This is a genomic window from Iodobacter sp. (assembly GCF_025352645.1).
GTDB lineage: Bacteria > Pseudomonadota > Gammaproteobacteria > Burkholderiales > Chitinibacteraceae > Iodobacter.
Map to the genome: position 1 here is coordinate 1 of NZ_JANXSO010000133.1, position 24,583 is coordinate 24,583.

Consider the following 24,583-nt stretch of genomic DNA (forward strand, 5'->3'; position numbering starts at 1 on the left):
TGATGTCTTGAAACACGCGAGAAGTGCGGCGGTATCTCAGCAGCGCAAATGGCGGTTCAATTGTGAGCGAGTATTTAGCAAAACCCCCATCAGAGCCAAGTAACTGCGCTTGGGTGATGACCCCGCAACGCTCGATCACACCGCCATTGGCGTCTGCAATAGACAATACCACTGGCAAGCCTAAGAGCGATTTGAGTTCTAAATTATCACTGGGGGATAGGCAGTTTATTTGATAGCGATATTCCCGATTAATCCCCTCGCTGCCTGTGACGTGCTGGGGGAGTAACTGTTCCCCCCACGCTGCACCATCGCCAAGCTGAAGCGAAATAAGGCGGTTATCCTGATTAAAAGCAGCGGCAAACGAAGCAAGCAGATCAATAGGGTTCATAAAAATCAGCGACTTAGAGTGTAAGATTTGCAGTATTACACAAAGCCTTAGCTCATCATACATCGTTTTTAATTTTTACTTACTACCACCATAAGGTATTTAATCTATTAACACGGCACTCAATACACAGCGTAAATCCATCGGGTACACAGCAATCACTCAGGCTAGATAAGCACTGTGCAAAATGGCTGGGTCATCGCGTAGCTGCTGTGAAGAGCCAGAAAACACAATGCGCCCGCGCTCCATCACATAGGCTTTTTCAGCGAGGCCTAACGCGATGCTGGTGAATTGCTCGATTAACAGTACGCCCACCCCAGATTCAGCAATCTGTTGCACGGTCTCCGCCAGCCGTTTAACAACCCCGGGAGCCAGCCCCAGCGACAGCTCATCAATCAGCAAATACTGCGGCACGGCCAGTAACGCCTGCGAGATAGAGACCATTTGCTTTTGCCCGCCAGATAGATCACCACCACGACTGCTTAATTTGGCTTCTAGCTCCGGAAAAATAACCATCATCCGTTCTATTCCGCTTTGCAATTTTTGGTTTGATAAGGCAGAACCAGCAGCACGCAGATTATCCAGCACCGTTAATTCGCTTAAAACCTGATGCCCTTCCTGCACAATGGCCACGCCCTGCTTTCTAACCTGCTCTGGGCGCAAGCCGGTTAATATCTTGCCATTGGCGGACACCGTGCCAGAAGCCGGCGCAATAACACCAGCAATCGCCAACACCAAGCTCGATTTCCCCGCGCCATTTGCACCCAGCAGCGTAGTTACCGCGCCAGCCGGTATGTTCAGAGAAACACCGTGTAATACTTGCTTGCCTGAACGGTTCACCACCAGCTCGGCAATCTGTAAGGATGTTGTAGTCATAGCGGCTCAAGATAAGTTCAATTTTCGCCCAGATAGGCTTTTCTAACGCAAGGCTGTTTTAGCATGGCACGGGTCGGGCCTAGAGCAATGCAGCGGCCAAAATCAAGCACCAGCGTTTCTTCGCAGGTGGCAGAAATAAGCTCAACGTCATGATCGATTAGGATCAACTGCGCTTGGCAAAAATGCGGAATCCCCAGAATCAGCTGACGCAGCTGCAAAGATTCAACCTCATTCATGCCCGCCCCCGGCTCATCCAGCAAGAGTAAACGCGGCTTACCCGCCAATGCTCTGGCTAACTCAACCATGCGCCGCTGATATAGATTCAAGCTGCAGCCTGCTTGCTGCGCCACCCCGCTTAAGCCCACATAATCAAGCACGCGGGCGACTTCTGCAGCCCTAGTATATTGAGCCACCAGCGGTAAGTGATCCAAAATCGCCAGCACGTTATCCCATACGCTCAGGTCTTCTACCACCTGTTCAGTCTGAAAACTACGGCGAATACCTAACCGAGCACGAGCGGCCGGTTTAAGCGGGTTAAGCAGCTGCCCGTCTAGTTCAAGCGTGCCGCTCTCTGGCCTTACAAAACCACTCAAGGTATTGAGTAGGGTTGTTTTACCTGCGCCATTTGGGCCGATCAATCCACAGATCGGCGCAGTAAATCTGGCATCCAGCGCATTAATCGCTTTAACCCCACCAAACCTGACTGTTAAACCGGCAATGTTAATCATGCTGTTTCCGCTCTATTAAACGCCTAATAAATGCAGGGACTCTGCTCAGTAAATCAGCCAGCTGACCAGCAATGCCAGTTGGTGCGGTAATCAACGCATGCAGCAGGGCCACACCAAAAAACATCATTGCCACATAGCCGCTCACCCCTAAATCAGATAATGAGGCGGGTACGGCGCGCAATAGCAAGCCGGCGATAATGACGCCGAACCAGTTATACACACCGCCCACAATCGACAAGGCAAACATTAAGATCGATTCACTGGCTGTAAAGGCCCTGCCATCTAGGCTACCAATGGCCCCCGCCAGCAGCCCGCCTGCGCAGCCCGCTAAAAACCCCGCCAGACCAAATGCCCAAGTCTGATAGAAGATGATATTCACCCCGGCGCTCAGTGCGCTGGTGTCACCCTTGCGGATCAGCGCCCAGCTGCGCCCTACTCTGGAATAACGATGCAGCTCAATCAGGCACAGCGCAAACGCTAGCCAAACCAGCACGTAACGTAAAAAAGCGCTGTCTGTTTCTGCCAGAAAAGGCCGCGACATCATCAAGCGTGCACCATCCATTGCTCGGCCGCTCAGGCCCTCTCCACCATCCGGAAAATTAATTGCGCCGATAAACACCTGAAAAGCCCCTGCCATCATCAGGGTAGTGAGCGCTAAGTACAAACCACGCAAACGCAGCGCAGGCAAGCCTCCCACCATGCCCATCATGCTGCCACCAACGGCTCCAGCCAATACACAGGCTTCAAATGGCCAGCCCCATGCGTGATAGATTCGTAATGAAATCCATCCCCCCACCCCCATCAGCGCGTATTGCGACAAACACACCAGCCCCAGCTGCCGGTACAGTAAGCCGACGCCCGACGCGGCAATGGCGCAAATAAATACTGAGGTAAATATTTTAATCCAATAGGCATTGGATAACGCAGGTAGGACCAGCGCAATCACCGTCAGCACCACGGCAATCTGCAGCAAGGTGCGATAGCGCTGAGCCTCGTTTACATTCGGCCGAGCCAGTGCATTCGCCTGTTTGGGGAGATGGAAACTCATCATCTTCATGATTCAACCGAGGCAGGATAGATCGCGGCAAAAACCATCATCGCAAGCAGCGCCAGTACAAACGGCGTGACAGAGCGATAGATGGCAAAACCAGGAATAGTAATTGCCAGTGCTTCTGCTATCCCAATCACCACGCCAGCAGCAACGGTGATTGGCAGTGAGGATAAACGCCCCACAATGGCAGCGGCAAAGGCCGGAATCACCATAAAGGTGAGAGTGGTGGCCTGTAAACGCACGATATTGGCCAGTAGCAAACCGCACACACCGGCAAAAGCACCGGAAATCAGCCAAGCGGCGGTGTCTACTCTGATCACAGAAATCCCCAGTACGGCACTGAGCTGACGATTATTAGCCAGCGCCCGCATATACAGGCCAAGCCGCGTTTTACGTAGCAAAATGCCAATCGCCAGCATCATTAGTACCGCCAATACCAAGCTGAGAATGCGCGTATAGGTGAGACGGATATCACCAAAATCAATGGATTCCACATCCGTGGGCAAAGAGAGGCGGCGTGCAGCCTCCCCCCAGTACCATTCGGTAAAACCCAGCACCACCAGCGCGAATCCCAGCGTTGCAATACTGCGGGTAGTACGGTCACGGTGTGCTAGCCGAGGTGCCAGCACAGCGCCGTACAGTAAAGACAGTAAAGTGGAAGCCAGCACAGCCAGCGGCCACACCACAATCTGCGGATAATCCATATCCAGCAAAGACCAGGCGCAATAGGCGCTAATCGCACCCAGAGCACCAAAGGCAAAGTTAAGCACGCCGGACGCGCGGTACAGCACCACCAGCCCCACTCCGGACAAGGCATACACTGCCCCTATACCCAGCCCAGAGATCAGATAGGGAATCAGAAAAACAGCAGATTCAGGCATCACTATCTCCTTAGATTAAGCTGTTGTTCATCCAGCTGAACATCAGCTAACTCCGGATCAAGTACCGCGCTGCACTCCGAACGCACCGCCCAGCCCGTACCGGTCGATGAAGCAACACGGCTGTAATTATTGGCATTGTGGCGTTTTCCTGTACCTATATAGAAAGGACGGCACAGCAGCTCGCTTTTAAAATCAACAATTTTACGCAACGCTTCGCTCACACTGGCACGGGTGATTTTGGCCGGATCAAGTTTCAGCAGGGTTTCGGTGGTTAGCCTGGCGCTCAGATAACCGGCTTGGGAAAACGTATCGCGCTGATCTTTTTTATTCCCGTACTGATTCATCAGCGCCAGCCAGTTTGTGTTTTCTACTGTATTGGCATCCAGCGGGTGAAACTCCAGTGATACATCGAAATTATCTTTCCAATACGGGCCAATCGCTTTGGGCACTTCTACGTTATAGCCGGAGGCAGGCGCTAGAAATTTGATTTTCTTGCCCAGATTCTGCTGCTCAGCCGCTGCCAGCATAGGAATCAGCAAACCTTTAGACAGGCTCAGAATAATTGCATCTGGGTTTTTAGAGCTCGCCTGCAGGATCACCGAGCTGGCATCTGCAGAGCCTGGATCAATCAAAATGGTTTCCGACACCACGCCTTCCTTGCCCCCCCAAGCGCGCACCCCACCACAAGCCCATTCACCCAGCCCTGGGATATTTGGCGCAATACAAACGAATTTTTTTGCCTTGTAATGCTTATTCGCGTAAATCGCCGCCATGGTGGTTGCCAACCTTGGGCCGGTATTCATCGGCACATAGTTTTTAGATTGAAAACATTCACGCGGCACACCCACACCGGCGATCACCATGAGCCCCGCCTGCTCATAGAGCTTGGCATTGGCACCGCATTCCACAAAGCTGGTGCTGCCCACCATGGCGACGACTTTTTTATCCTGTACTAATTTAGAAGCCAGCTGGGCCGCTATTTCTGGGTTCCACTGATCATCCACAACGGTGTATTCAACCGGCCTGCCATTAATGCCGCCGTTCTCATTCACGCATTTAAAATAGGCACTGGCCGCCTGAGCCGAGCTACTAAAATCATCCGGCCCAGTTTTACCCACCACGGCCCCAAGCGGAATCGGCTGGCCGGTCGCTTTTTTGCCGTTATTTAAGCCACAGCTCACTTTTTCTGCGGCCATGACCTGAGTGCTGATTCCTACTGCCATCACAGAGGCTATTAAAAACATTTTATTCATTGTCAATTCTCCATTTATCCGATTTATGCTGATTTAACTGAGTACTGTTAATACGCAATACAAACCGATTTCAATTCAGTAAATTGCTCAATTGCAGAATGTCCTAAATCACGACCAAAACCCGATTGCTTTACCCCACCTAATGGCAGATTATTGTCCAGCATATTGTGCGTATTCACCCACACCATGCCCGCTTTGATTTTTGGAATAAAACGATGCGCCTGATGCAGATCATGCGTCCATATACTTGCAGCCAATCCAAAAGCCGAGTCATTGGCCAGCTGTATCGCTTCTTCCGCCTCATCAAAAGGCGTCACCGTCACCACGGGGCCAAATACTTCCTCCTGATTAATCCGCATTGCGGCGCTGGTATTAATAAACACGGTTGGGCGGACAAAATAACCACGGTCAAATTCGGTGCAGCCCCCTGCTGTGACTTCGCCACCCGCCTGTTTTGCTTCCTCAATATGCGCCATCACCCGCTGCATATGCCGTTGTGAAATTAACGGCCCCATTTGTGATTCGGGATCGAACCCTGAACCCAGTTTCATTGCGTTGGCAATCGTACTGAGCCGTTCCACCACCTCATCTATTTTGCTACGTTGCACAAACAATCGAGATGCGGCCGTGCAAACCTGACCCTGATTAAAGAAAATCGACATCGCAGCACCCTGTGCCGCCACGTCCGCCTCCATATCCGCCATCACAATCATGGGGGATTTACCCCCCAACTCCAGCGTCACGCGGCTCAGATTATCGGCAGCGGCATGGGCGATCTGTTTGCCAACACTGGTTGAGCCGGTAAAGCTGATTTTATCTATGCCAAGGTGGCGGGTTAGAGCTTCCCCCACCTCAGAGCCACTGCCAGTCAGTACATTCAGCGCTCCAGCTGGAAAGCCGGCTTCCATCACTAGCTCGGCCAGCCGCAGAGCGGTCAGCGGGGTTTCCTGAGCGGGCTTTAATACCACGGTACAACCGCAGGCCAGCGCCGGAGCGAGTTTCCAGATTGCAATGGCCAAAGGAAAATTCCACGGCACGATTGCAGCCACCACGCCCACCGCCTCACGGCGCGTATAACCAGAATAAGCCACGCCAGGAGGAAATCCGATCGATAAATCCAGTGTACTGCCGGTAATTTTAGTGGCCCAGCCCGCCATATAGCGCACATATTCGCTGGCAGAACCCACATCAATGGCTTTAGCAACCCCCAGCAGTTTTCCGCTTTCCAGTGTTTCTATCGCGGCTAGCTCATCACCGTGTTTTTCAATCAGCTGAGCTAAATTGATCAACAACCGCTCACGCGTTGCCGGACGCATCCCAGCCCATGGGTCAGATTCAAAAGTTTGCCGAGCAGAGGCAATAGCTCGATCGGCATCGCCTGCACTGGCATCAGCAACCTGAGCAATCTCTAGGCCGGTGGCCGGATCAATCACGGGGTAATAACGCTCTGTAGCGGATTCATGCCCATCAATAAAGATGCCAAATTTTTGTCTGGCCAGAAAACTGGATTTCTTCACTTCACCATGTGTAAATTCTGCTAAAGGATGACCCATACTGCCCTCCAAAAAAACCACATAAACGGTTATAAAGATCTGTTCCAGCCAACGGACTGCCCATTCAATGTGGCATGGACCAAACAGGAAAGCAGCGTTTTTCCAGCATGCGGCACCGAGTAACGCGATGCTGGAAAACGTTTGCCTGGTGACTAAACTCCCAAACTGACTAGAAGGGAATATTAAATTTAACTTTGATGCCGGTTCCGTCAGCACGATTTCTGACGCCAAATTCCTTTTCTATTTTGGCGGTCACAAAGAAGCCACTGCCGTTATCGTATTTAATAGTTGGCCCTATCGACATTGCTCGGCCACGTTGATCGGCTAGGGTTACACCCCCTACTTTGTCATCAGTGATCTGCTGATAAAGAAAGCCACCAACCCCAGCCACCAGCCCATTACCAAAGCCCCAACCAAGCGCATAATCAGCATGCAGCTCCTGCCCGGAAGTGTAATCGCTGTCTTTATTTTTGCCGTTAAAGTCATACATGACTTTCAGATCGGCATTCAAGCCGCTTTTCTGGATATAACTGACTGTTGCCAGTGGCTCGATATTCCAGTAATTACGCCCCAGATTAGCCAGATCATTTTTATCATAGCGGCCGGTGGGTGCATTAATGTCTACAGCAAACACATAGTGCAATTTATCGGAGGCGTGGTAACCCAAACCGGCACCAAACACCATATCGCCCAAACCCGTCTGCGACTGGTTTTTTCCCGCCACGCTCACGTCTACATTCAGCAGTGGCGCAATCACATGCAAGGCCAGCTGACCATCCAGAATTTTCTGATCCGTTACCCAAATCAGGCGCGTCGCCGCTGCGGCAACCTTGACGTTAAAATCGAGTGGAATCTGATCGCCGTGGTTATCCCTTAATTTATCGGCTTGGTAGCCGATCAGATATTCAAGAACATAGACCCCGGGAGGTGGCATAGCGGCTACCAGATAATTCTCGTTGCCGTTTGGATACATCCCTCCCCCGCCTTCAGTGGCCAGTGCACTGGCGGCACAGGCAGACAAAGCCATAGCAAGGGATAAGCGCTTTGTTACGGGTATGACTGAGCATTTTTTCATTGCGATCTCTTATGAAGGTAATTGATCAGAAATCGTGCTAAGTATGGAAACAAAAGTGGCTCAGCAAGGCGCACTGGCAGTGCATCGGGTACGGAGTAAGGAGTAACCATGCCGAATATCTTTTGTCTGCTTACTTAGCATCTGTAATAAATCAGCTGCATGTCATAGTAGGGCGCGCTACCTCTTTCGTTTATACCAACAGTGCACTTAAACTAGCATTGGGATGCATCTAAAACCGGCCGCAGCCATTCATGACGACATCGCCTGAGCCACCAGCAAAGTATCGGTAAACTGCTCAAATTTGCGGATCTTGCCGCCCGATAGTTGCCACACATGCACAACCCTTGCCTTCATGGCTTTACCGCTCTGACGGTGGCTGGCGCTGTAATCACCAATCCCCACAATGCTGTCTCCACCATCAATTAAACGCTCTAGAGTGAACCTATAATCATTCCACTCGCTGCCCAGCACTTTAAAAACCCCTTCGATGATTTGCTGCTTGCCGATATAGGTTCCGGCGCAAGGAAAACCGGCCATTTCAGTCCATTGCACATCGTCAGCTAGATCAGCCATCATTGCGGCAATATCTTGTCTGGCGGATGCCGCATAGTGTTCGACAATAATGAGTAAATTGCTGTGCATCATGTATTTCCCTAAAAAAGGATTTAGGCCAAAACTGCCCAGCGGCGCTGGAACAGTTTTACATCCGCTCTGAAGCGGCTAAAGAGGTTGCTGCTCACTGGAATACATCGTGACAGACGCTTTTTCTATAAAAGCCCCCGCTGGATTATTGGCAATCTGCCCGTCCCCCGTCACCCCCAAAAACTTACCGGTAGAGCGATTGCTTGAGAAATTAAAAAAGAACACCGATGCCACCGGAATGATGAATTCGCGGAAAGTAAAAATATACTGCTCGTCATCAAACTGGTAATAACTAGCCAGATCCACATCACCATGCCCACGCTGTACTCCCACCAGACATTGCCATGCATAACGTAGGGAATTCAGATAGGTATGCTCATAGGTATGCTCAGGGCTGTAATGCTGAAAAGTACGCAGCCCAATTAAATTGCGGCTTTCATGCGGCACCATGCCACTGGCCAGAGCGGGATCACTGCCTAAAATGCCTACCATAAACGTCTGCTGTACACGTGGTTCTGCCCCTGCCTCACTTGCAGCTTGCACATGGCAGCGAATCGCCAGCACGCGCAGGCTGCGCAGATTCACCACGATCGTCAGCGCATCCTGAGGGCGTGCGCCCTGCAGCATATCGATAAAATAAGTATCTGCCGCCACTTCAATCGCCTCATACCAGTCCGTGCCACTGTGCTGATCAGGCTGCTGATGGAGCTGCTCAAGCCAATGCAGCTCATGAGAGCTTAGTAGCCGCAAAGTCAGACATCGGTCAGGCAGATTTAACTGTAAAGTGCGCCCAACCAGTGCATCACTGGCGGGCAGGCGATTAGTGGCGATGCCTTTGGCAAAGTCATCGTAGTTTTTCCAGCCAGCAGGGCGAATCTGTGTCATGTCTGTGACTCCTTATTTAGTGAGCAAATGCAATCGTTGGCAAATCAACCGACGATGCACCCCCATCAATCATCAATGAGATGCCGGTCACCATCCGCGCCTGATCAGAGGTTAAAAACAACACCGATTGAGCAACCTCGTCCGAGCTGATCGCGCGGCCCAGCGGTACATCTTTGGTCACCATGGCATACGCAGCATCTAGATCAGGCAGCTGATATCGATCCATTAACAACTGCATCTGCTGATCGGCCATTTCGGTACGTACCCAGCCGGGGCAAACCGCATTCGCACGCACTCCATAGCGGCCATAATCACGTGCCAAAGAGCGGGTCAGGCCGATCAGGGCGTGTTTCATGGTGACGTAACCCACCACATCAGGCCCAGCAAAGTGCCCAGCCAGCGAAGATAAAACCACGATATTGCCCTTACGGTTGATCAGCTCAGGCATCAGCTCACGGGCGCAGACAAAAGCCGTATCCAGATTGAGCCGAGTGGATAATGACCAAGATGCATCATCAGTATCCAGCAAGGCCCCAACACCATGCCCACCAGCATTAGCTACCAAAATATCAACGCCACCAAAAGCCTCCCGCGCGGCATGCAATGCGGCGCGTACATCGCTAGGATTTGCGGCATCGCCCACCACCACTAAACCGCCCAAGGGCTCAGCCACTTCTGCCAGAGGCGCGGCGCGCCGTCCCATCAGAACCACCCTGCCCCCTTCAGCACAAAACTGCCGAGCCACAGCCGCCCCAATGCCAGTGCCGCCACCGGTGATTAGCGCAACTTTTCCTTGAAATAAATTCATCGTCAGGGTGTCCTTATTCAGGTGAGGGAAAAAACAATTATTACGATGCCTTATGCTTGATCCTGCAAAATAAAATCAGCGCAACGCTCTGCAATCATGATGACTGGCGCATTGGTATTGCCGCTGATGAGATCCGGCATCACAGAGGCATCACAGATTCGTAAATTAGCGATGCCATGTACTTGTAAGCGAGGATTCACTACGGAGTTGAGCTCAGAATTGCCCATGCGGCAGCTGCATGCGGGGTGGTATACCGTTTTGGCATAGAGGCGCACATGCTCTTCTATCGCGGCATCGCTCAGTTGCTCGTCAGCGCTAGGCAGTAATTCCCGCTCTATAACCTTGGCCAGCGATGGCGCGCGCAGAATTTTTCGGGCCAGCTTCACGCCACGAATCAGCGTCTGTACATCGTCGTCGTGCGATAAATAAGCACCATCCAGCACAATAGGGTCGAGTGGATTTGTAGAGCGCAGCTGTATTTTTCCGCGTGATTTGGGCCGCAAAAAGCACACATTCAGTGAAATACCATGGCCAGCGAGCGGCGCACGATCAGCGTCCCCCGCCAACACTGGCAGCACATGGAACTGCACATCGGGCCGCCCCTCGCCCGTGGTATCCATAAAGCCGCCGCTTTCCACCACATTGGAGGTGAGCAGGCCAGTTTTAAACAGCTGATATTGCAAGCCGTGTTTCAGCGCGTTTAATCCGTGATCCTGCCCCAGCAGGCTAATGGGCTGCTTGGTGCGCCCATACACCGGTACTTCTAGATGATCCTGATAATGCTCACCAACTGCAGGTAAATCCTTGATCGGTGTAATGCCAAAGCTGCTTAGATGCTGCGCTGGGCCAATGCCAGATAACATCAGCAGCTTGGGTGTTGCCAGCGCCCCAGCGGCAAGAATCACTTCTTTTGTGGCACGCACCGTTATTTCGCTACCGCTGCTCTTGCGATACACCACGCCAGTGGCCACGCCCTGCTCAATCAGCACTTTGCATACATGGCAATCAGTCGCCACCGTTAGTAAAGGATTGTTCAGCACCTGCGCCAGATAAGTCGCCGCCGTGCTGGCGCGCCGCCCTTTGTAGGTGGTGGTTTGATAAAAACCGGCTCCGGCCTGCTGTTCACCATTAAAATCATCGTTATAAGCAATGCCGGTTTCCTGAGCCGCCTTAACAAAAGCTTGGCTTAAAGGATGCCGGTAGCGCACGTCTGACACAGTGAGCAAACCGTCCACGCCGTGGTATGCCCCCGATAAACGTTGATTCGCCTCGGCGCGTTTAAATACAGGCAAGACCTGATCCCAGCCCCAGCCGCTGCACCCTTGCTCCTGCCACCCATCGTAGTCTTGTTGGGTGCCGCGAATATAAATCATGGCGTTCACCGAGCTGCCGCCGCCCAGCGTGCGCCCTTGGGGAATAATCATGGTGCGATTGGCTGCCGCAGCCTGTGGCTCACACCGATACTGCCAAGTGCGGCGAGTGCCCAATACTCGGATAAAAGTGCCAGGCATATGGATAAACATCGTGTCATCTTTGGGCCCAGCCTCAATCAGCAATACCTTATACCCAGCCTTTACCAGCCGGTTTACCACAACACAGCCAGCCGAGCCGCCACCTGCCACCACATAATCAAATTGCGTCATACACAGACTCCATTTTTCTTTTGGTAAGGCTTAATGTGACAACATCACTTCCCGCTGATAATCACGCGGAACCACGCCGTATGTTTCTTTAAACATGCGGCCAAAATGAGCACTGCTGTTAAAGCCCCATGAAAAAGCAACATCTGAAATAGAACGCTTACTGCCCGCACAGGCCTGCAAAGTATCGCGGCATCGCTCCAACCGATACCACCAGATATACCGGTCTATGGTCTTGCCTTCTTCTTCAAAAATGCGGTGTAGATAGCGCTTTGAGCAGCGCATTTCATGGGCAATGCTCTCTATGCTTAATTCAGGGTCAGTAATATGCGCGGCAATAAAATGCTTCACCCGTAAACGCAATACGGCAGGAAGATGAAGCTGCCCACGTCTGGAGGCCTGCTCGGCTGCAAGCGCCGATGCCAGCAATCCCAATACGGTTTCGGCCAGTGAGGTATGTACGCTGGCGGGTAATTCATCAGCATATTGAGCCAGCGAGCGCAATACGGCAGACAGCACTGAATTCAGACCACGGGTTTCGGGGTGCTGCGACGGCGAACATTGCAAACCATCTAGCTTAAAACCGATAAGGCTGCTGCGCGGAATCAGCATCACCAGGATTTCGGTAGCGTCGACATCCACGCGGTAGGGTGCGCGTGAATCGTATAAGCCCCAATCGCCGCAGCCCAGCTGAATCACGGCGCCGCCCTGAGTGATTTTTACAGCACCGTTCAGCGGCAGAATCAGCTTCATATAATCACTGGCATGACAATCACGCCGGACTTCGCCACGCTCTATCCAGTGCGGGGGGCAGGAGATCAAATACATCTGTAAGGCAGCAATGTCATACCTTGTCAGGCACGCATCGAATATCCCCTCATTCACACAATGCGCACTGTGCTCGCCAAAATAGGCCGACATCACCTTGCTCCAATAAGCACGACGCTGTGCCGATGGTACTGTGCTGGTCAAAAAAGATGCTGTTAACATGCTGCCCCCACCCTATTAAGTACGGCCAAACGATGTACTACCGACCACCAGCTTGGGATTAAGCGGCCTTGCTGCTGAAACCCTGACGTAGATTTACAGCGGCATTACGCAATATCTGCGTATCTGCCCCCACCGCTAAAAAGCGCACCCCACTAGCCTGATATTTTTTAAGCAGTTGCGGATCAGTAGAAAATATCCCTGCCGCTTTTGCTGCCCCGCGCAATTTTCCCAGCGCCTGCTCAATAACCGCCTGTACTTCAGGGTGAGCAGGCTGATTCAAATACCCCATAGAGGCGGCCAAATCAGCGGGGCCGATAAAGAGCCCATCCACGCCGTCCACCTGCAGAATCTCGTCCAAGTTTTTAACCCCCTCACAGGACTCAATTTGCAGCAGCAGGCAAGTTTGCGCCTCGGTTTGAGCAAAATAATCCGCCACATGATTCCAGCGGGCTGAACGCTCCAGCGCCGTGCCCACACCACGAATCCCCCTCGGCGGATAGCGCACCGCCGCCACCAGAGCCTGTGCCTGCTGCGCACTCTCTACCATGGGGATCAGCAAGGTTTGTGCGCCGACCCCTAGCAACTGCCTGATCAGAACCGGATCATGACTGGCTGGCCGTACCATCACAGAAACTGGATACGCCGCCATCGCCTGCAACTGCGCCAGCACAGAAGGCAGATCATTCGGGCTGTGTTCTGCATCAATTAATAAAAAATCGAAACCACAAGCGGCGAGTATTTCAGCACTCAGCGTACTGGCTAGGCCTAAAAACAAACCCAATTGCAGGCGGTTTTCTGCCAGCCCCTGCTTGAAATGGTTGTGCGGCATATCCATGGCTGTTTCTTCCCTTTAATAATGAGCAGAACTTAAGCAAAACGATGTCAGCCTGACTAAGCACTGTGGCTAGCTATTTTCCGGCTGAGCGCCTAGGCAAAGCGAAAAGCAATTTGCCCTAGCCGACCATAATCGGCTTGAAAGGTATCCCCTGCACTGGCAGCCACTGGCCGGGTAAACGAGCCAGCCAGCACAATGTCACCCGCATTAAGCTGCTCACCATAAGGGGCAATTTTATTCGCCAGCCAAGCAACCCCAATCGCCGGATGATTTAATACCCCCGCAGCTAAGCCGGTTTCTTCAATCACGCCATTTTTAAACAGCATGGCGCCAACCCAGCGCAAATCCAGATCGTGTGGGCGCACGGGAGTGCCGCCTAGCACAATGCCGGCATTGGCGGCAAAATCAGAAATGGTATCCGTCACCTTGCGCGGAGCCTTGGTATCTCGATCGAATTGCTCGATTCGGGCATCAATAATTTCTATCGCTGGCGTCACATAATCGGTGGCCGACAGCACATCAAACAAAGAGATATCTGGCCCTTTTAATGGCTTGCCCAAAATAAAAGCCAGCTCCACCTCCACGCGTGGCGCAATAAAGCGGGCCACCGGAATATCTCCACCCTGCTCAAAAAACATATCGTCCAGCAAGGGTGCGTAATCTGGCTCGGTGATTTGTGAAGAGAGCTGCATGGCGCGTGAAGTCAGGCCAATTTTTCGGCCACGGATCACCCGCCCCTCTGCCAACTTAATCGCCAGCCACGCACGCTGAATCTGATAGCCCTCTTCAATTGTCATCAGTGGATAATCTTTAGAAAAGTGCCGCAACGGAGTACGGTTTTTTTCTGCCTGGTGAAGTTTATTCGCCAGCTCTTGAATGACGTGCTCAGCTAACATAAGAGTCTTCCAGTAAAGTGAAATGAATCTTTGCAATCTTGTATATGCGAATTTTTTATTGCTGGGTAGCCGCTATATAGCACTCAGTCATGTGCCATGACCGTGCCAGCCCCATACTTTTCTCTGAAGTAAAAAGCCTGCTGATTTAATAAAACAACGTACGGCCGCTGATCTGATGCGCTGCGCACCCGTTTTGAAAGTAGTGCAGGCCTTTTGAGCAGCGGAAACAGCAGCCCATGCTGCTGCACAGCGCAGTCATCGCATAGTGGGTCCTGATCAATCTGATGAGCTTGAGTGGCTGCTTTCATATTGCGTCCCGAGGATCGTTACATTCACTGCGCGGCTACTAATTCACTAACATGTTAATTATATTATTCGCTAATATGTTAGTATGTCAATCAGGGTAAGCCATAAATTTTGTAACGCTGAAAATGGAGAAAAAAGCATGAAGAAGCCGCTAAAGCATCGTAATTTAGCGTTACTGTTGCTGCAGGCAAGAGAAGTCGTCATGGCACGGTTTCGGCCTATTTTGAACCACCATAATATTACCGAGCAGCAGTGGCGAATTATTCGCTCGCTAAGTGAGCGAGGAATGATGGAGCCGAGGGAAATTTGCGAAAATTGCCAGATTCTCAGCCCAAGCTTAACCGGCGTATTAGCCCGCATGGGGGAACTAGGGCTGGTTACGCGCACGCGGATGGATACTGATCAACGCAGAGTCAATGTGCGCCTGACCGCTAAAAGCGAGCGCCTGTTTAACGACATTGCTCCACTGATAGAGCAAGAATATCTAACACTAGAAAGTGAACCACTAGGCGCGAATATCGAAGAGCTTTATGCCGCGCTAGACCGGTTTTTAGCCAATAGTCAGAACCACTAAGGTGCCACGGCGGCTCGCTTTAAAACCCGCCCAGCTTAAAAAACGGCCGTGGTCTAAGCCCAATAGACACTTCGATCATCACCTAGCTCAATTATCGAAGTGGAAAGCAGCGAAAATAGCGGGCTTATTCCTGACTATCTGGAGAGGTAGGCACATTTTTTTCGATATGTTCTGGCCACAGACGGCTCTAACACTTACCCATTTCAAGGAGCCCTGCCGCATGAATAAACAGCACATCACGGGCCCTTACATTTTTTGAGCAGCAGAATCCTGATGGTGATAGCAGCAGAGTCAAATAGTTTGGTGGGAGCAAGGCGAAGCTCAGATGCAATTCGCTAAATAAACACACCACGAACCATTTCATCTTCAGCGCTTCTGCACCCGTCTTCAGCGTTACTGTTTGTATGAAAAGTTTTGGAATGAGAAGACCAATATTTCAAGCGCATCATCCCTCTAGGCCCCTAAGCAGGGCTTCGTGAAGATATCTATCTGGCTCTAGGAATCGTTACTGCACTGAAAATGCACTTTTCAGGGGCACAAAATAAAACGGCTTACGCAATCTATGCGTAAGCCGTTTTATTTTACTGGTGGGCCTGCTCGGACTTGAACCGAGGACCAAAGGATTATGAGGACGGCGTTTTCACTAAAAATAGCAACAAATAAGCGGAGTTCAGGGGAAGTCCTATGCTCCACCGGCCTGAATCTGTTCTTGCCGGATAATCCCCAATACAAAAGCTAATCGACCTTTTCAGCAAGGAAGTTCCCACATAAGAAGGTTTTCATTAATTTACTTTTCAGCCGCTTATGTAACATTTTAAAACAAATGGACCGGCAGCGGACCGGCAAACGGCAGCTGCCAAAGCGTTTCATCAAGGACTTCCCTGCTAAAAAGTTTTAGTGCCGTAGACTATTGAAAGCTGCTGACCGGACAGAGAACAGGAAGACAAATCTAGCCTTCATTTTTAGCCCAAAATCGTACTAGATCAAAATCGCTACAATGACACTTAGTGAAGTTACGATGCAATCTAGCGCTATAATTTCACTGGATTGCCTAAGAAGTAAGCAAAGAATAAGACATATACAGTGCTATCCCTCACTCCCAAAGCCCCTCATTCTCCACAAAATGCTCTTACACATACTCAATCACTTAAAAAGCTCACGGCATTTCAAAGCACGAGCACTCTCATCCACTCCATCGAAAGATACTCGCTCTTTTCTGTCAACACTCCAAATTTCACCAGCAAAAGGGTCACAGGTCACCCCAACTGGGGCTATATACTTTCCATCATCAGAAATAAAATTAACCTTTAATGTTGATACCCCATCCTCACTATTATCCATTGGAGTTGGCGAAGCAAACCCCTTGTTTAACAAGCCTGAATTTAGTTCGGAGTGATAAATATATTTATATTCAGATTTTAAAGGGCTAAAAGGAAAGGTTAATGGCTTTAAATTATTATATTGCCAGACACTGATAAGCCATTTTCCATTAATATTATTTACAGCACCTGTTTTATATAGATAATAACTCTTAGTAATCAATATTTTTGATTTTTTGTTTATATCAACTATTAATTCATACTTAGGCGCAGGGCTTATTCCTATTTTAAAGCCTTTACTACAACTATCATATGCAGACAATAAATCAACAAAGCCTGATTGAATAGGATTATTGTAGTCAGACTCAAGAGAGTAAAAAATCAAAAACTGACCATCATTTGAGTAGTTAAAACTTTTATATTTAAATTTATTTTTGCATGAAAAAGACTTACCTTCCTCTGAAAAAGATAAAGAACTTTCCGAAGTTCTGGAAGCTATAAGAGCTTGAGCACTAGCATAGTCAAAAATAAACACAAAAAGTAGTGGATAGGCTTTAATCCCCATGTTAAAAATCCAATAAAATATTTTTTGCTGTACGAGTTAATTTTTACTAGCCTTCCTAATTGATATAACCACATTAATTACATAGATTACAGCCTTTGAAATTACAAACTCAAGGTGTGGCCTAGCTTAGGTAAAAGATGTGCAACCGCATGATAAAATGAGGCTATATATATTATGAAATGCAATACTTTCTCCCTTAATCCCAATTTGTCTCCATTGTAGAAAACAATAGATTGACTGATTTTATAAAATCAATATCCATATTGTTTTTTGGATTGTAATTTACAGAGTAACGAATATAAGGAGGGTTTCCTGATAAAGAATAGAATGAAAATTCTTTATTGCTTATAGAGTCAGAAATTTTTTTGTCAATGGCATAATAAATTCCTTTCTTATTTTTTTTGAACTCGATATTAAGACCTTCGACGGGGACTCCATCATCAACTAGGTCTGATGATGTTAGGCTGTTCTCATTTATTTTCTTTAAAATCAATTCAGGGATAGGGCTTTTAAGATCAATAAATGCTTCAGATTTTTTCCTGTTATCAGTTCTATTTATTGGAATCACCCTATCACATGCAGTAATTTTTGTTTTTATCTTGGCGGGGTTTAGATCTGCCTCCTTGCCCCATGTGGGCATATTAAGTCTTTGAAGATTGTTTGAATTATTCCTTATTGCATTTGAATCAATAGGACTAACAACTGACAACCAAACAATGTCGCAATAATTTATTTTTTTCACTTCATTAGAAAATGCCTCTTTTGCACTAAAAGCAAACAGAAATAAAAAAATACAATATGATTTATTCATAATTTCACACCAAAATAGGGTCAAAGTTTTCGAAGTAAATTACCCTGACCCTGTTTTTCCATCACTTAAAAAGCTCACGGCATTTCAAAGCACGAGCACTCTCATCCACTTCATCGAAAGATACTCGCTCTTTTCTGTCAATACTCCAAATTTCACCAGCAAAAGGGTCACAGGTCACCCCAACTGGAGCTATATACTTTCCATCATCAGAAATAAAATTAACCTTTAATGTTGACACCCCATCCTCTCTATTATCCATTGGAGTTGGCGAAGCAAACCCCTTGTTTAACAAGCCTGAATTTAATTCGGAGCTGTAAATGTATTTATACTCAGATTTTAAAGGGCTAAAAGGAAAGATTATTGGCTGTAAATTGTTATATCGCCATACACTGATAAGCCATTTTCCATCAATGTTATTTACAGCACCTGTTTTATATAAATAAAAGTTTTTAGTGATTAAAATATTTGATTTTTTGTTTATATCAACTATTAATTCATATTTGGGGGCAGGGCTTATTTCTATTTTAAATCCCTTGCTACAGTTTTCATATGCCGACAATAAATCAACAAAACCTGATTGAATAGGATTTTTATAATCTGTCTCAAGAGAGTAAAAGATTAAAAAATGCCCATCATTTGAGTAATTAAAACTTTTATATTTAAATTTAGTTTTGCATGAAAAAGACTTACCTTCTTCTGAAAAAGATAAAGAATTTTCCGAAGTTCTAGAAGCTATGATAGCTTGAGCACTCGTGTAGTTAAAAATAAACACAAAAAGTAGTGGATAGGCTTTAATCTCCATGTTTAAAAGTCCAATAAAATATTTTTTGCTGCATGAGCTACTTTTAGTCTGACTTCACAGTCATCCTCCCTCCCATGACATAAGGAACGACCTCTAGAATTACAAGTCAGGGTTAAGCTCCCCTCCCTTTGCCTTATATTGTAAATGTTATTCAAAAAGCTCCATACAGCGAGTATTTATTTCCTGATCTGAAATCTCGTTAGATTTCTTTATTATTATTCTTTTCCCCGTCTTAATTTCAATTACACCTGGATAAGCACCTTCACTGCAATCGGGGTCGCCACTAGGGGAAACATATTCTCCATTCATCGATATAACCCCCTCTCTGGCATCTATAAATGCAAATTTTCCTTGTTTTCTTAATGAAACTCCTTTTTTATAAAAGCTATTGTTTTTTATAATCAAATCTGTCCCATCCATCTTCGATATTGTCGCTAGATAATTAGCTGGATTTGTTGTAATCGAGTCAATTGTCAATAATAGCCCTTTTTTCTTATTAACATCACGGAGAAAAAGCGAGCTATGTCTAGCTGTTATTTTTCCTTGGCAAGCAAGAAAATCATCTATAAAAACATAACTATTGTCCGTTAATATTAATGTTTTTTTGTCATAACTTAATCTAGCTGTAGTCAAAACAAAGTCTTTTTCACTGTTAAAAATATCTATGCCATTTATTTTACAATATGTCTTTATGCCGCGTTCACTAGTTATAATTGACTCTCCATTGTTATTTATTTCAACATCAAAATTTTCAATTTCTATTGCAAATGATTGCGAGGAAAATAATAACAATAAAACAGTGAAGTATTTATTCGCAAAGTATTTTTTCAGCATGTTTAGTCTCAAGAATTCGTTCTGGGAGGCCAATATCGCCACCATTGATAGCATATGTCACAGCTGTGATAGCGGGGTTATCCCTGCCATTCATCGTGATTTTTACATTTGGTCGAGAAAAGGTCAGATAAAATCCTCCTGCGTCAATACATCCATATTCAGAAACAGATATTTCTTGAGGGTTTGTAATTTCAGCGGGTCGTTTCCTCATTCCAGAAACCTGCCTGTTTCTATAAGCAGGATCTGTCCACCATGAATCGTCAAAAGATGATTTTGAAATGAAGCCTCTATAGACCCAATATGCAGCATAATTTACCCTGCCAGTTAATTGTTTAAATCCGCGTCCTCTGAATTTTTGGGCATCAACATCACCACAATTCCCATTAACCCAACTATACGATCCTGTTATTCTTCCTCCTCGGCTATTATATTTTTCACCAGCATAGTAAGGATCGTACTCTCCTTGAATTGCGCCATACCAATGGCCAAGTGTGTGGTTTTTTTACTTCTTGAGCGAGCGTTGGGGGCAGGTCTTTTATTTTGAATCAAAACAAAAAGCCTAGCCCCATTTTTCTGTTAAATATAACAAATAGATATTAACAATGAAGTGTGGCCTGCCCCCTGTTTATTTTTTATTTCTTCGTTTAGATACATTTTTCTTCTTTTCATCGAAGAACAATACTACTCCCGCTTTTACTTGAGCTTGTTTAATTACAAAAGCAAGTCCAATCAACATTAAACATCGATCAAATAAAAAAATAATTAGTAGAAAAGTAGTAAACGCAATGGATAACGCGGAAAAAACCGGATAAACGTTCCTTAAGTTAAGTCCTGCAAGCATTAAAACCATACCAATAGGGCCCAGCACTGTTACAGGCTTAAGATATATTACATATTTATCGGGAATTAAAGAAAGTAAGTCTACTTCCTGCAATAACGATTTATTGTATGTATTGTCCATCGTCATTAGAACAAATTTTTCATTGTTTTTTATAAAAAAATAAGCCGCTCTAAGTACACCAAAAAGCAAGAAAACACAACACGTTATTCGCAACATAAGGCCAATACTCGTCGCTGACGAGTACGCATAAAAAGCAGGGCTTGCGAGAGTAATAAAAGGGCAAATCAATGCCACTCCAGACAATGACTTAAAAACATATACATTAAAAGCACCGGATTCACGCCTCATCCAAAAGTAAATATAAGCCAATCCAAAAATAAAAACTAAAGAAAATAAAACAACTAAAAAAAACCCACTAAATTCAGGATTTTTTCCAGTATATTTATGCAATATTGCAACTCCACCAACAATACAAAATGCTTGATATAAAACCACTGCAATAAGAATACAAAAAACATGCTTTATATTATTTAATAAATCTTTCATTTAACTTTACTCGCAATGTATTCCTTAGCCTTTAACCTATCGTCAACCCAATCGACAATGTACGCAGAAACAACATAACCACCAATAACAATCGCTATTGCCAAAAAAACAGGTATAGCTGTCGTACCTACAACCGCACCACCTACAACACCAAGGCTAACACTAAAAAATGATGCTAGAACGGTGTTAAATCCAATAATAGCAACACTAGCAAGTAGTGTTGTTGTGGCAGCTTTTATTAAACTAACGCCTGCTCGCCCTAAAAATTCACTAATATCATTACTCTTTTCATCACCAAAAACTGTTGTGGCATCACCATATAAATCAATAACAGTACCAATAGCTGCTATTTTCAAACCTGAGACTGCATTCGAAGCCGTGGTCAAAAATACTCTTTTAAATCCCCCCATCCCCCCCCTTCCTCTAACTGAATAATTTCCTCCTAAAAACTCAGCATTTGGGTGACCTACCGGCATCTTTATGGTTTTTGAAGCATTAGTTATACCAGCAGGGGTAATCAGCCGACCTTTCAATACATAACGGTAAGTTCCTTTAAGCGATTTTTCTATATACATTTTCATAAGAAGCATATTAAACACTCGCCAATTTGATTGCACATATCCAGCAGGTTCTTTAAACAAATTGCTATTAACCACATTATTAAATACTTGATAAAAATCACTTCCAACCATTGGCTCCTTAACTAAAATTTGCTCAGGGGTACCTGAAACACGCCCACCTGCATCCAACTTAGCTAAAATAGCTGGGTGTAATTCTTTAGCAGTCAACTCGCCGACAATTACATGTTCTTGCACTTGTGTTTTTTGTGGCTGAAAAGAAGCATAATCAAACTGACTCTGCTTCATACTCTTATCAGCTAAATATTTAGTGAAAAAATCAACTTCCTGCTTATTAATTTGGCCCATACCATATGGGTCATCTGCGGTACATTGCATTTTAACTAACGATGCATCCTTACTACCCATCACAACAAGCATGGGTTCAGGTTTTACTTTCGGATCATCGCCATACTTTGTGCCGTCTAGCTTATTGGGAGCATACTTTCCGATCACGGCACCATTTAGCTCTAAGACCAGACTTCCTTTAAACTCTCTAGACACCCAAATTGTAAATCGCTCGCCATCTTTAAATGATACTTTTTGTTTTTTATTTACTTCAACGAGAGTTTTATCTCGCTCATTATAAAAATCAGATTTCTCAGCTCTTAAAGTATAGGCATTCCCTTTCTTTAAGTTTATATCAAAAACAACATCACGATGTTTACGTAAAATAACTCGATTGGCACACCCTGCAACAATACCTTTTGCATCTTGCCCAGGCAAACAGATATATACTTTTTTTTCTGGCAAATTATTCATTATTATTTACCTTTTCTAGCTATTTGACTTGCTTTAAAGCTATCAAAATCAATATCTTTTAATTCGGCCCAACCAGAGCTATCCAACGTCAAGGAGTGCCCTGAGCCATCTTGAGACGCCAATTGAATTAATTCATTTTTTGGTGAGTTTCCATCTGCATCTTCGTATCTAATTTTCATATTTGTTTTTTTGCCCTCAGATTTGAATTCCTTCACTAAGCTTGTTCCTCCGCTTATCTCATGGCTCGCGCCCTTAATACTCACTTCCCCTGGGCAATGAATTTCAATATTGCCGCCTTTTAGCCGGATATAGCCGCCGCCCGCTGTGAAGAGCACTTCGTCCCCAGCGGCGATTTCTATTTTTTCTTTGCATGCAGTGATTTTGACGTTTTTGTCGGCGGTGATTTCAACGTCATCGCTTTGTGCTTGCATCTGGATTTTGCCCTTGGCAGCAATGAGCTTAAGTGCAACTTTGTCTTTTACCCCGGCTACAAACAGGCTGATATGCTGGCCTACATTATGAATCCAGCGGCGGCCAGAGGTTTGATTGGTGTCGCGCTGGGCAACAAGGTCTAAGTTTGTACCTGCGCTGATAGTCTGGCTTTGCGGGCTGGTGATGGCTACGCCGTCCTCACCGTGCAGCAATATGATCTTTTGCTGACCTGCCTGTTCCTGGGATTTTGTTTTACTGTCTTTATCGGTATTGCTGCCCGCTTCAAAACTTTTGCTGGCGTGTACGTGGTGGTGCAAGTGGCCGGTGGTGGCTTTGCCGCCTGAGCTGTTGTCTGGCTTGACGGTTTTATCGCCTTCGCCGGTTTCGATAGTATCAGCGAGTTGGTTGGTGGCCGTTTCGCCTAGACTTTGGGCCAACGCTAAAGCTGATTCAAGCTGGCTTTGGGCGGGGTTGTGGTCTAGCTGCTTGCCGCTCGCACTACTTTTGGCTTCGGTGCTGATAAGCAGGCCATTGGCGCGAATTGCACCTTGATTATCCGTGCGTAGCTCAAAGCCTTCGCCGCGTGGCTCACCTTTGCCGTCGGTGCGCGGGTGGATTAGGTAACCAAGGTTAAGCTGTGTTTTGCCGTGCTCGCTAGATAGTTTGGTGCGTACTTCGCCCTTGGTATCATCAAACAACAGTTCGCCGTATTGGCCGCCTTCATGCTCTTTGGTTTTGATACCTGATAGCGTTTTATTAGCTGGCAAAGCACCAGCGCCGCTGAATGAGGGCACTGGATGGCTGCCGTTATAGGCAACACCCGTCACAATTGGGCGGTCGATATCCCCTTCAATAAAATCAACCAGCACTTCTTGACCGATACGCGGTATAAACTGATGGCCCCAGCTTGCGCCTGCCGATGGATAGGCAACACGTATCCAGCAAGATGACTTATCGTCCAGATTAGCGCCAAACTCGGGGTGCTCAGCGGCACGTTGCCAGTGGAGCTGCACCTTAATTCGGCCATATTCGTCGGTGTGGACTTCTGAACCGGCAGGACCAACTACGGTAGCGGTTTGCACACCTAAACTAGTAGGCTTAGTAAATTCTGCAAAATGGCTAAGTACAGGCTGGCCGCGTCTTTGGGCAGTAAAGTCAGCTTGGTAAGGTGCATTATCTTTCGCTGAAGCGGCGAGTAGGCTTGGGGCAACTAAACTAAGTTGCTGAGTAAGGTCCACCGGCAAATTATTATTAGCCGTAAACTTTAGCTCAGTGATGGCAAACTCTCGTTGCTCGGCACTATCCCACTCATGTGCAGGGTGATCTTCTAAGCGAAACCACTGCCCAGCTTGCAAGCCCCGTAAAGTACCTGAACCAGTAAATGATTTCTTTTGCCCGTCTAAAGCATCTTGGCGCAACTTTGCATCGTGGTTAAGCTCATCTAAATCGCTGGCATAGTAATGTGCTTGCGGATCGTAATATTCCAGAGTTGATTGAATTTGCTGCCCACCATCACCTTGGTCGTTCGCGCTTTCATTTACCTGATTATGTCTCTTGCTCAGTTAATCGCCCTCGCGGGCAAGGCTTAGCAATGAGTAAGGCATGCAGCATGCGGGGAATAAGGGCGCATAAATCAAAACGCCTATTAAATCGGTACTGCATTTCCGCCAAATAGC

The 24,583-nt window shown here is 47.1% G+C and carries 24 protein-coding genes and 2 pseudogenes; 1 reads left to right on the top strand and 25 read right to left on the bottom strand.

Annotated elements, in window-relative coordinates; translation table 11 throughout:
* From Q0R17_RS15270 to Q0R17_RS15345, 16 genes are all read right to left on the bottom strand, one after another.
* On the bottom strand, nt 1-388 hold a 388-nt coding region (locus tag Q0R17_RS15270), incomplete at its 3' end, for a contractile injection system protein, VgrG/Pvc8 family (RefSeq protein WP_293936315.1).
* A 159-nt stretch (nt 389-547) separates the two neighbouring features.
* On the bottom strand, nt 548-1,261 hold the full coding sequence (locus Q0R17_RS15275) for an ABC transporter ATP-binding protein (protein ID WP_293936317.1): 714 nt from the start codon (nt 1,259-1,261) through the stop codon (nt 548-550).
* Between the two features lie 17 nt (nt 1,262-1,278).
* Nucleotides 1,279-1,989, bottom strand: coding sequence for an ABC transporter ATP-binding protein (locus Q0R17_RS15280; protein ID WP_293936319.1), 711 nt, complete (start codon nt 1,987-1,989; stop codon nt 1,279-1,281).
* Nucleotides 1,982-3,046, bottom strand: coding sequence for a branched-chain amino acid ABC transporter permease (locus Q0R17_RS15285; RefSeq protein WP_293936322.1), 1,065 nt, complete (start codon nt 3,044-3,046; stop codon nt 1,982-1,984). The genes Q0R17_RS15280 and Q0R17_RS15285 overlap by 8 nt, the downstream gene beginning before the upstream one ends.
* Entirely contained in the window at nt 3,043-3,921 is an 879-nt protein-coding gene (locus tag Q0R17_RS15290; protein WP_293936323.1) for a branched-chain amino acid ABC transporter permease, read from the bottom strand. Before Q0R17_RS15290 ends, Q0R17_RS15285 begins: the two co-directional genes overlap by 4 nt.
* Nucleotides 3,922-3,923: 2 nt before the next feature.
* On the bottom strand, nt 3,924-5,174 hold the full coding sequence (locus Q0R17_RS15295) for an ABC transporter substrate-binding protein (protein WP_293936325.1): 1,251 nt from the start codon (nt 5,172-5,174) through the stop codon (nt 3,924-3,926).
* A gap of 47 nt (nt 5,175-5,221) precedes the next feature.
* Nucleotides 5,222-6,727: an aldehyde dehydrogenase gene (locus Q0R17_RS15300; RefSeq protein WP_293936327.1), complete on the bottom strand. Its 1,506-nt coding sequence runs from the start codon at nt 6,725-6,727 to the stop codon at nt 5,222-5,224.
* A gap of 169 nt (nt 6,728-6,896) precedes the next feature.
* Nucleotides 6,897-7,802, bottom strand: coding sequence for a transporter (locus tag Q0R17_RS15305; RefSeq protein WP_293936330.1), 906 nt, complete (start codon nt 7,800-7,802; stop codon nt 6,897-6,899).
* A 249-nt stretch (nt 7,803-8,051) separates the two neighbouring features.
* Complete coding sequence (locus Q0R17_RS15310) at nt 8,052-8,447, bottom strand: nuclear transport factor 2 family protein (protein WP_293936332.1); 396 nt, start codon at nt 8,445-8,447, stop codon at nt 8,052-8,054.
* 75 nt (nt 8,448-8,522) lie between these two features.
* Nucleotides 8,523-9,329: a MoaF C-terminal domain-containing protein gene (locus tag Q0R17_RS15315; RefSeq protein ID WP_293936335.1), complete on the bottom strand. Its 807-nt coding sequence runs from the start codon at nt 9,327-9,329 to the stop codon at nt 8,523-8,525.
* 16 nt (nt 9,330-9,345) lie between these two features.
* Complete coding sequence (locus Q0R17_RS15320; RefSeq protein WP_293936337.1) at nt 9,346-10,137, bottom strand: SDR family NAD(P)-dependent oxidoreductase; 792 nt, start codon at nt 10,135-10,137, stop codon at nt 9,346-9,348.
* A gap of 50 nt (nt 10,138-10,187) precedes the next feature.
* A complete protein-coding gene (locus tag Q0R17_RS15325) occupies nt 10,188-11,780 on the bottom strand; it encodes a GMC family oxidoreductase (protein ID WP_293936339.1) in 1,593 nt (530 codons plus the stop codon).
* Between the two features lie 30 nt (nt 11,781-11,810).
* Nucleotides 11,811-12,767 (bottom strand): helix-turn-helix domain-containing protein, encoded by a 957-nt coding sequence (locus Q0R17_RS15330; protein WP_293936341.1) that lies wholly within the window; start codon nt 12,765-12,767, stop codon nt 11,811-11,813.
* A gap of 58 nt (nt 12,768-12,825) precedes the next feature.
* The gene (locus Q0R17_RS15335; protein ID WP_293936343.1) at nt 12,826-13,602 is read right to left on the bottom strand and encodes an HpcH/HpaI aldolase/citrate lyase family protein; all 777 of its coding nucleotides are present in this window, start codon (nt 13,600-13,602) and stop codon (nt 12,826-12,828) included.
* A 92-nt stretch (nt 13,603-13,694) separates the two neighbouring features.
* Nucleotides 13,695-14,498, bottom strand: a complete 804-nt coding sequence (gene hpaH, locus Q0R17_RS15340) for a 2-oxo-hept-4-ene-1,7-dioate hydratase (protein ID WP_293936345.1) — start codon at nt 14,496-14,498, stop codon at nt 13,695-13,697.
* Between the two features lie 83 nt (nt 14,499-14,581).
* Nucleotides 14,582-14,806 carry a hypothetical protein gene (locus Q0R17_RS15345; RefSeq protein ID WP_293936348.1) on the bottom strand — a complete coding sequence of 75 codons (225 nt, stop codon included), beginning with the start codon at nt 14,804-14,806 and terminating at the stop codon, nt 14,582-14,584.
* Between the two features lie 137 nt (nt 14,807-14,943).
* Here Q0R17_RS15345 and hpaR point away from each other — a divergent pair, with 137 nt between their 5' ends.
* A complete protein-coding gene (gene hpaR, locus Q0R17_RS15350) occupies nt 14,944-15,378 on the top strand; it encodes a homoprotocatechuate degradation operon regulator HpaR (protein WP_293936351.1) in 435 nt (144 codons plus the stop codon).
* Nucleotides 15,379-16,521: 1,143 nt separating this feature from the next.
* On the opposite strand, the gene Q0R17_RS15355 is transcribed toward hpaR, so the two are convergent.
* From Q0R17_RS15355 to Q0R17_RS15395, 9 genes and pseudogenes are all read right to left on the bottom strand, one after another.
* Nucleotides 16,522-17,262, bottom strand: a complete 741-nt coding sequence (locus tag Q0R17_RS15355) for a hypothetical protein (protein ID WP_293936354.1) — start codon at nt 17,260-17,262, stop codon at nt 16,522-16,524.
* 196 nt (nt 17,263-17,458) lie between these two features.
* A complete protein-coding gene (locus tag Q0R17_RS15360; protein WP_293936356.1) occupies nt 17,459-18,073 on the bottom strand; it encodes a hypothetical protein in 615 nt (204 codons plus the stop codon).
* 61 nt (nt 18,074-18,134) lie between these two features.
* A complete protein-coding gene (locus tag Q0R17_RS15365; RefSeq protein WP_293936358.1) occupies nt 18,135-18,875 on the bottom strand; it encodes a hypothetical protein in 741 nt (246 codons plus the stop codon).
* Nucleotides 18,876-19,022: 147 nt separating this feature from the next.
* Nucleotides 19,023-19,709 carry a hypothetical protein gene (locus tag Q0R17_RS15370; RefSeq protein ID WP_293936360.1) on the bottom strand — a complete coding sequence of 229 codons (687 nt, stop codon included), beginning with the start codon at nt 19,707-19,709 and terminating at the stop codon, nt 19,023-19,025.
* The gene (locus Q0R17_RS15375; RefSeq protein ID WP_293936363.1) at nt 19,684-19,920 is read right to left on the bottom strand and encodes a hypothetical protein; all 237 of its coding nucleotides are present in this window, start codon (nt 19,918-19,920) and stop codon (nt 19,684-19,686) included. Before Q0R17_RS15375 ends, Q0R17_RS15370 begins: the two co-directional genes overlap by 26 nt.
* 414 nt (nt 19,921-20,334) lie before the next feature.
* Complete coding sequence (locus tag Q0R17_RS15380; RefSeq protein WP_293936365.1) at nt 20,335-21,096, bottom strand: hypothetical protein; 762 nt, start codon at nt 21,094-21,096, stop codon at nt 20,335-20,337.
* Entirely contained in the window at nt 21,093-22,475 is a 1,383-nt protein-coding gene (locus tag Q0R17_RS15385) for a hypothetical protein (RefSeq protein WP_293936367.1), read from the bottom strand. Before Q0R17_RS15385 ends, Q0R17_RS15380 begins: the two co-directional genes overlap by 4 nt.
* A gap of 2 nt (nt 22,476-22,477) precedes the next feature.
* A pseudogene (locus Q0R17_RS15390) lies at nt 22,478-24,445 on the bottom strand (DUF2345 domain-containing protein); the annotation flags it as partial.
* Nucleotides 24,446-24,452: 7 nt separating this feature from the next.
* Nucleotides 24,453-24,583: pseudogene (locus tag Q0R17_RS15395) on the bottom strand (IS1595 family transposase); the annotation flags it as partial.

What these genes read in the sequence shown, in the direction of transcription:
- Q0R17_RS15375 (WP_293936363.1), bottom strand. Translation starts at nt 19,920, where the DNA reads ATGAGGAAACGACCCGCTGAAATTACAAACCCTCAAGAAATATCTGTT.
- Q0R17_RS15285 (WP_293936322.1), bottom strand. Translation starts at nt 3,046, where the DNA reads ATGAAGATGATGAGTTTCCATCTCCCCAAACAGGCGAATGCACTGGCT.
- Q0R17_RS15345 (WP_293936348.1), bottom strand. Translation starts at nt 14,806, where the DNA reads ATGAAAGCAGCCACTCAAGCTCATCAGATTGATCAGGACCCACTATGC.
- Q0R17_RS15310 (WP_293936332.1), bottom strand. Translation starts at nt 8,447, where the DNA reads ATGATGCACAGCAATTTACTCATTATTGTCGAACACTATGCGGCATCC.
- hpaR (WP_293936351.1), top strand. Translation starts at nt 14,944, where the DNA reads ATGAAGAAGCCGCTAAAGCATCGTAATTTAGCGTTACTGTTGCTGCAG.
- Q0R17_RS15380 (WP_293936365.1), bottom strand. Translation starts at nt 21,096, where the DNA reads ATGAAAGATTTATTAAATAATATAAAGCATGTTTTTTGTATTCTTATT.
- Q0R17_RS15300 (WP_293936327.1), bottom strand. Translation starts at nt 6,727, where the DNA reads ATGGGTCATCCTTTAGCAGAATTTACACATGGTGAAGTGAAGAAATCC.
- hpaH (WP_293936345.1), bottom strand. Translation starts at nt 14,498, where the DNA reads ATGTTAGCTGAGCACGTCATTCAAGAGCTGGCGAATAAACTTCACCAG.
- Q0R17_RS15335 (WP_293936343.1), bottom strand. Translation starts at nt 13,602, where the DNA reads ATGGATATGCCGCACAACCATTTCAAGCAGGGGCTGGCAGAAAACCGC.
- Q0R17_RS15370 (WP_293936360.1), bottom strand. Translation starts at nt 19,709, where the DNA reads ATGCTGAAAAAATACTTTGCGAATAAATACTTCACTGTTTTATTGTTA.
- Q0R17_RS15280 (WP_293936319.1), bottom strand. Translation starts at nt 1,989, where the DNA reads ATGATTAACATTGCCGGTTTAACAGTCAGGTTTGGTGGGGTTAAAGCG.
- Q0R17_RS15295 (WP_293936325.1), bottom strand. Translation starts at nt 5,174, where the DNA reads ATGAATAAAATGTTTTTAATAGCCTCTGTGATGGCAGTAGGAATCAGC.
- Q0R17_RS15290 (WP_293936323.1), bottom strand. Translation starts at nt 3,921, where the DNA reads ATGCCTGAATCTGCTGTTTTTCTGATTCCCTATCTGATCTCTGGGCTG.
- Q0R17_RS15275 (WP_293936317.1), bottom strand. Translation starts at nt 1,261, where the DNA reads ATGACTACAACATCCTTACAGATTGCCGAGCTGGTGGTGAACCGTTCA.
- Q0R17_RS15385 (WP_293936367.1), bottom strand. Translation starts at nt 22,475, where the DNA reads ATGAATAATTTGCCAGAAAAAAAAGTATATATCTGTTTGCCTGGGCAA.
- Q0R17_RS15325 (WP_293936339.1), bottom strand. Translation starts at nt 11,780, where the DNA reads ATGACGCAATTTGATTATGTGGTGGCAGGTGGCGGCTCGGCTGGCTGT.
- Q0R17_RS15365 (WP_293936358.1), bottom strand. Translation starts at nt 18,875, where the DNA reads ATGGAGATTAAAGCCTATCCACTACTTTTTGTGTTTATTTTTAACTAC.
- Q0R17_RS15320 (WP_293936337.1), bottom strand. Translation starts at nt 10,137, where the DNA reads ATGAATTTATTTCAAGGAAAAGTTGCGCTAATCACCGGTGGCGGCACT.
- Q0R17_RS15330 (WP_293936341.1), bottom strand. Translation starts at nt 12,767, where the DNA reads ATGTTAACAGCATCTTTTTTGACCAGCACAGTACCATCGGCACAGCGT.
- Q0R17_RS15305 (WP_293936330.1), bottom strand. Translation starts at nt 7,802, where the DNA reads ATGAAAAAATGCTCAGTCATACCCGTAACAAAGCGCTTATCCCTTGCT.
- Q0R17_RS15355 (WP_293936354.1), bottom strand. Translation starts at nt 17,262, where the DNA reads ATGGGGATTAAAGCCTATCCACTACTTTTTGTGTTTATTTTTGACTAT.
- Q0R17_RS15360 (WP_293936356.1), bottom strand. Translation starts at nt 18,073, where the DNA reads ATGAATAAATCATATTGTATTTTTTTATTTCTGTTTGCTTTTAGTGCA.
- Q0R17_RS15315 (WP_293936335.1), bottom strand. Translation starts at nt 9,329, where the DNA reads ATGACACAGATTCGCCCTGCTGGCTGGAAAAACTACGATGACTTTGCC.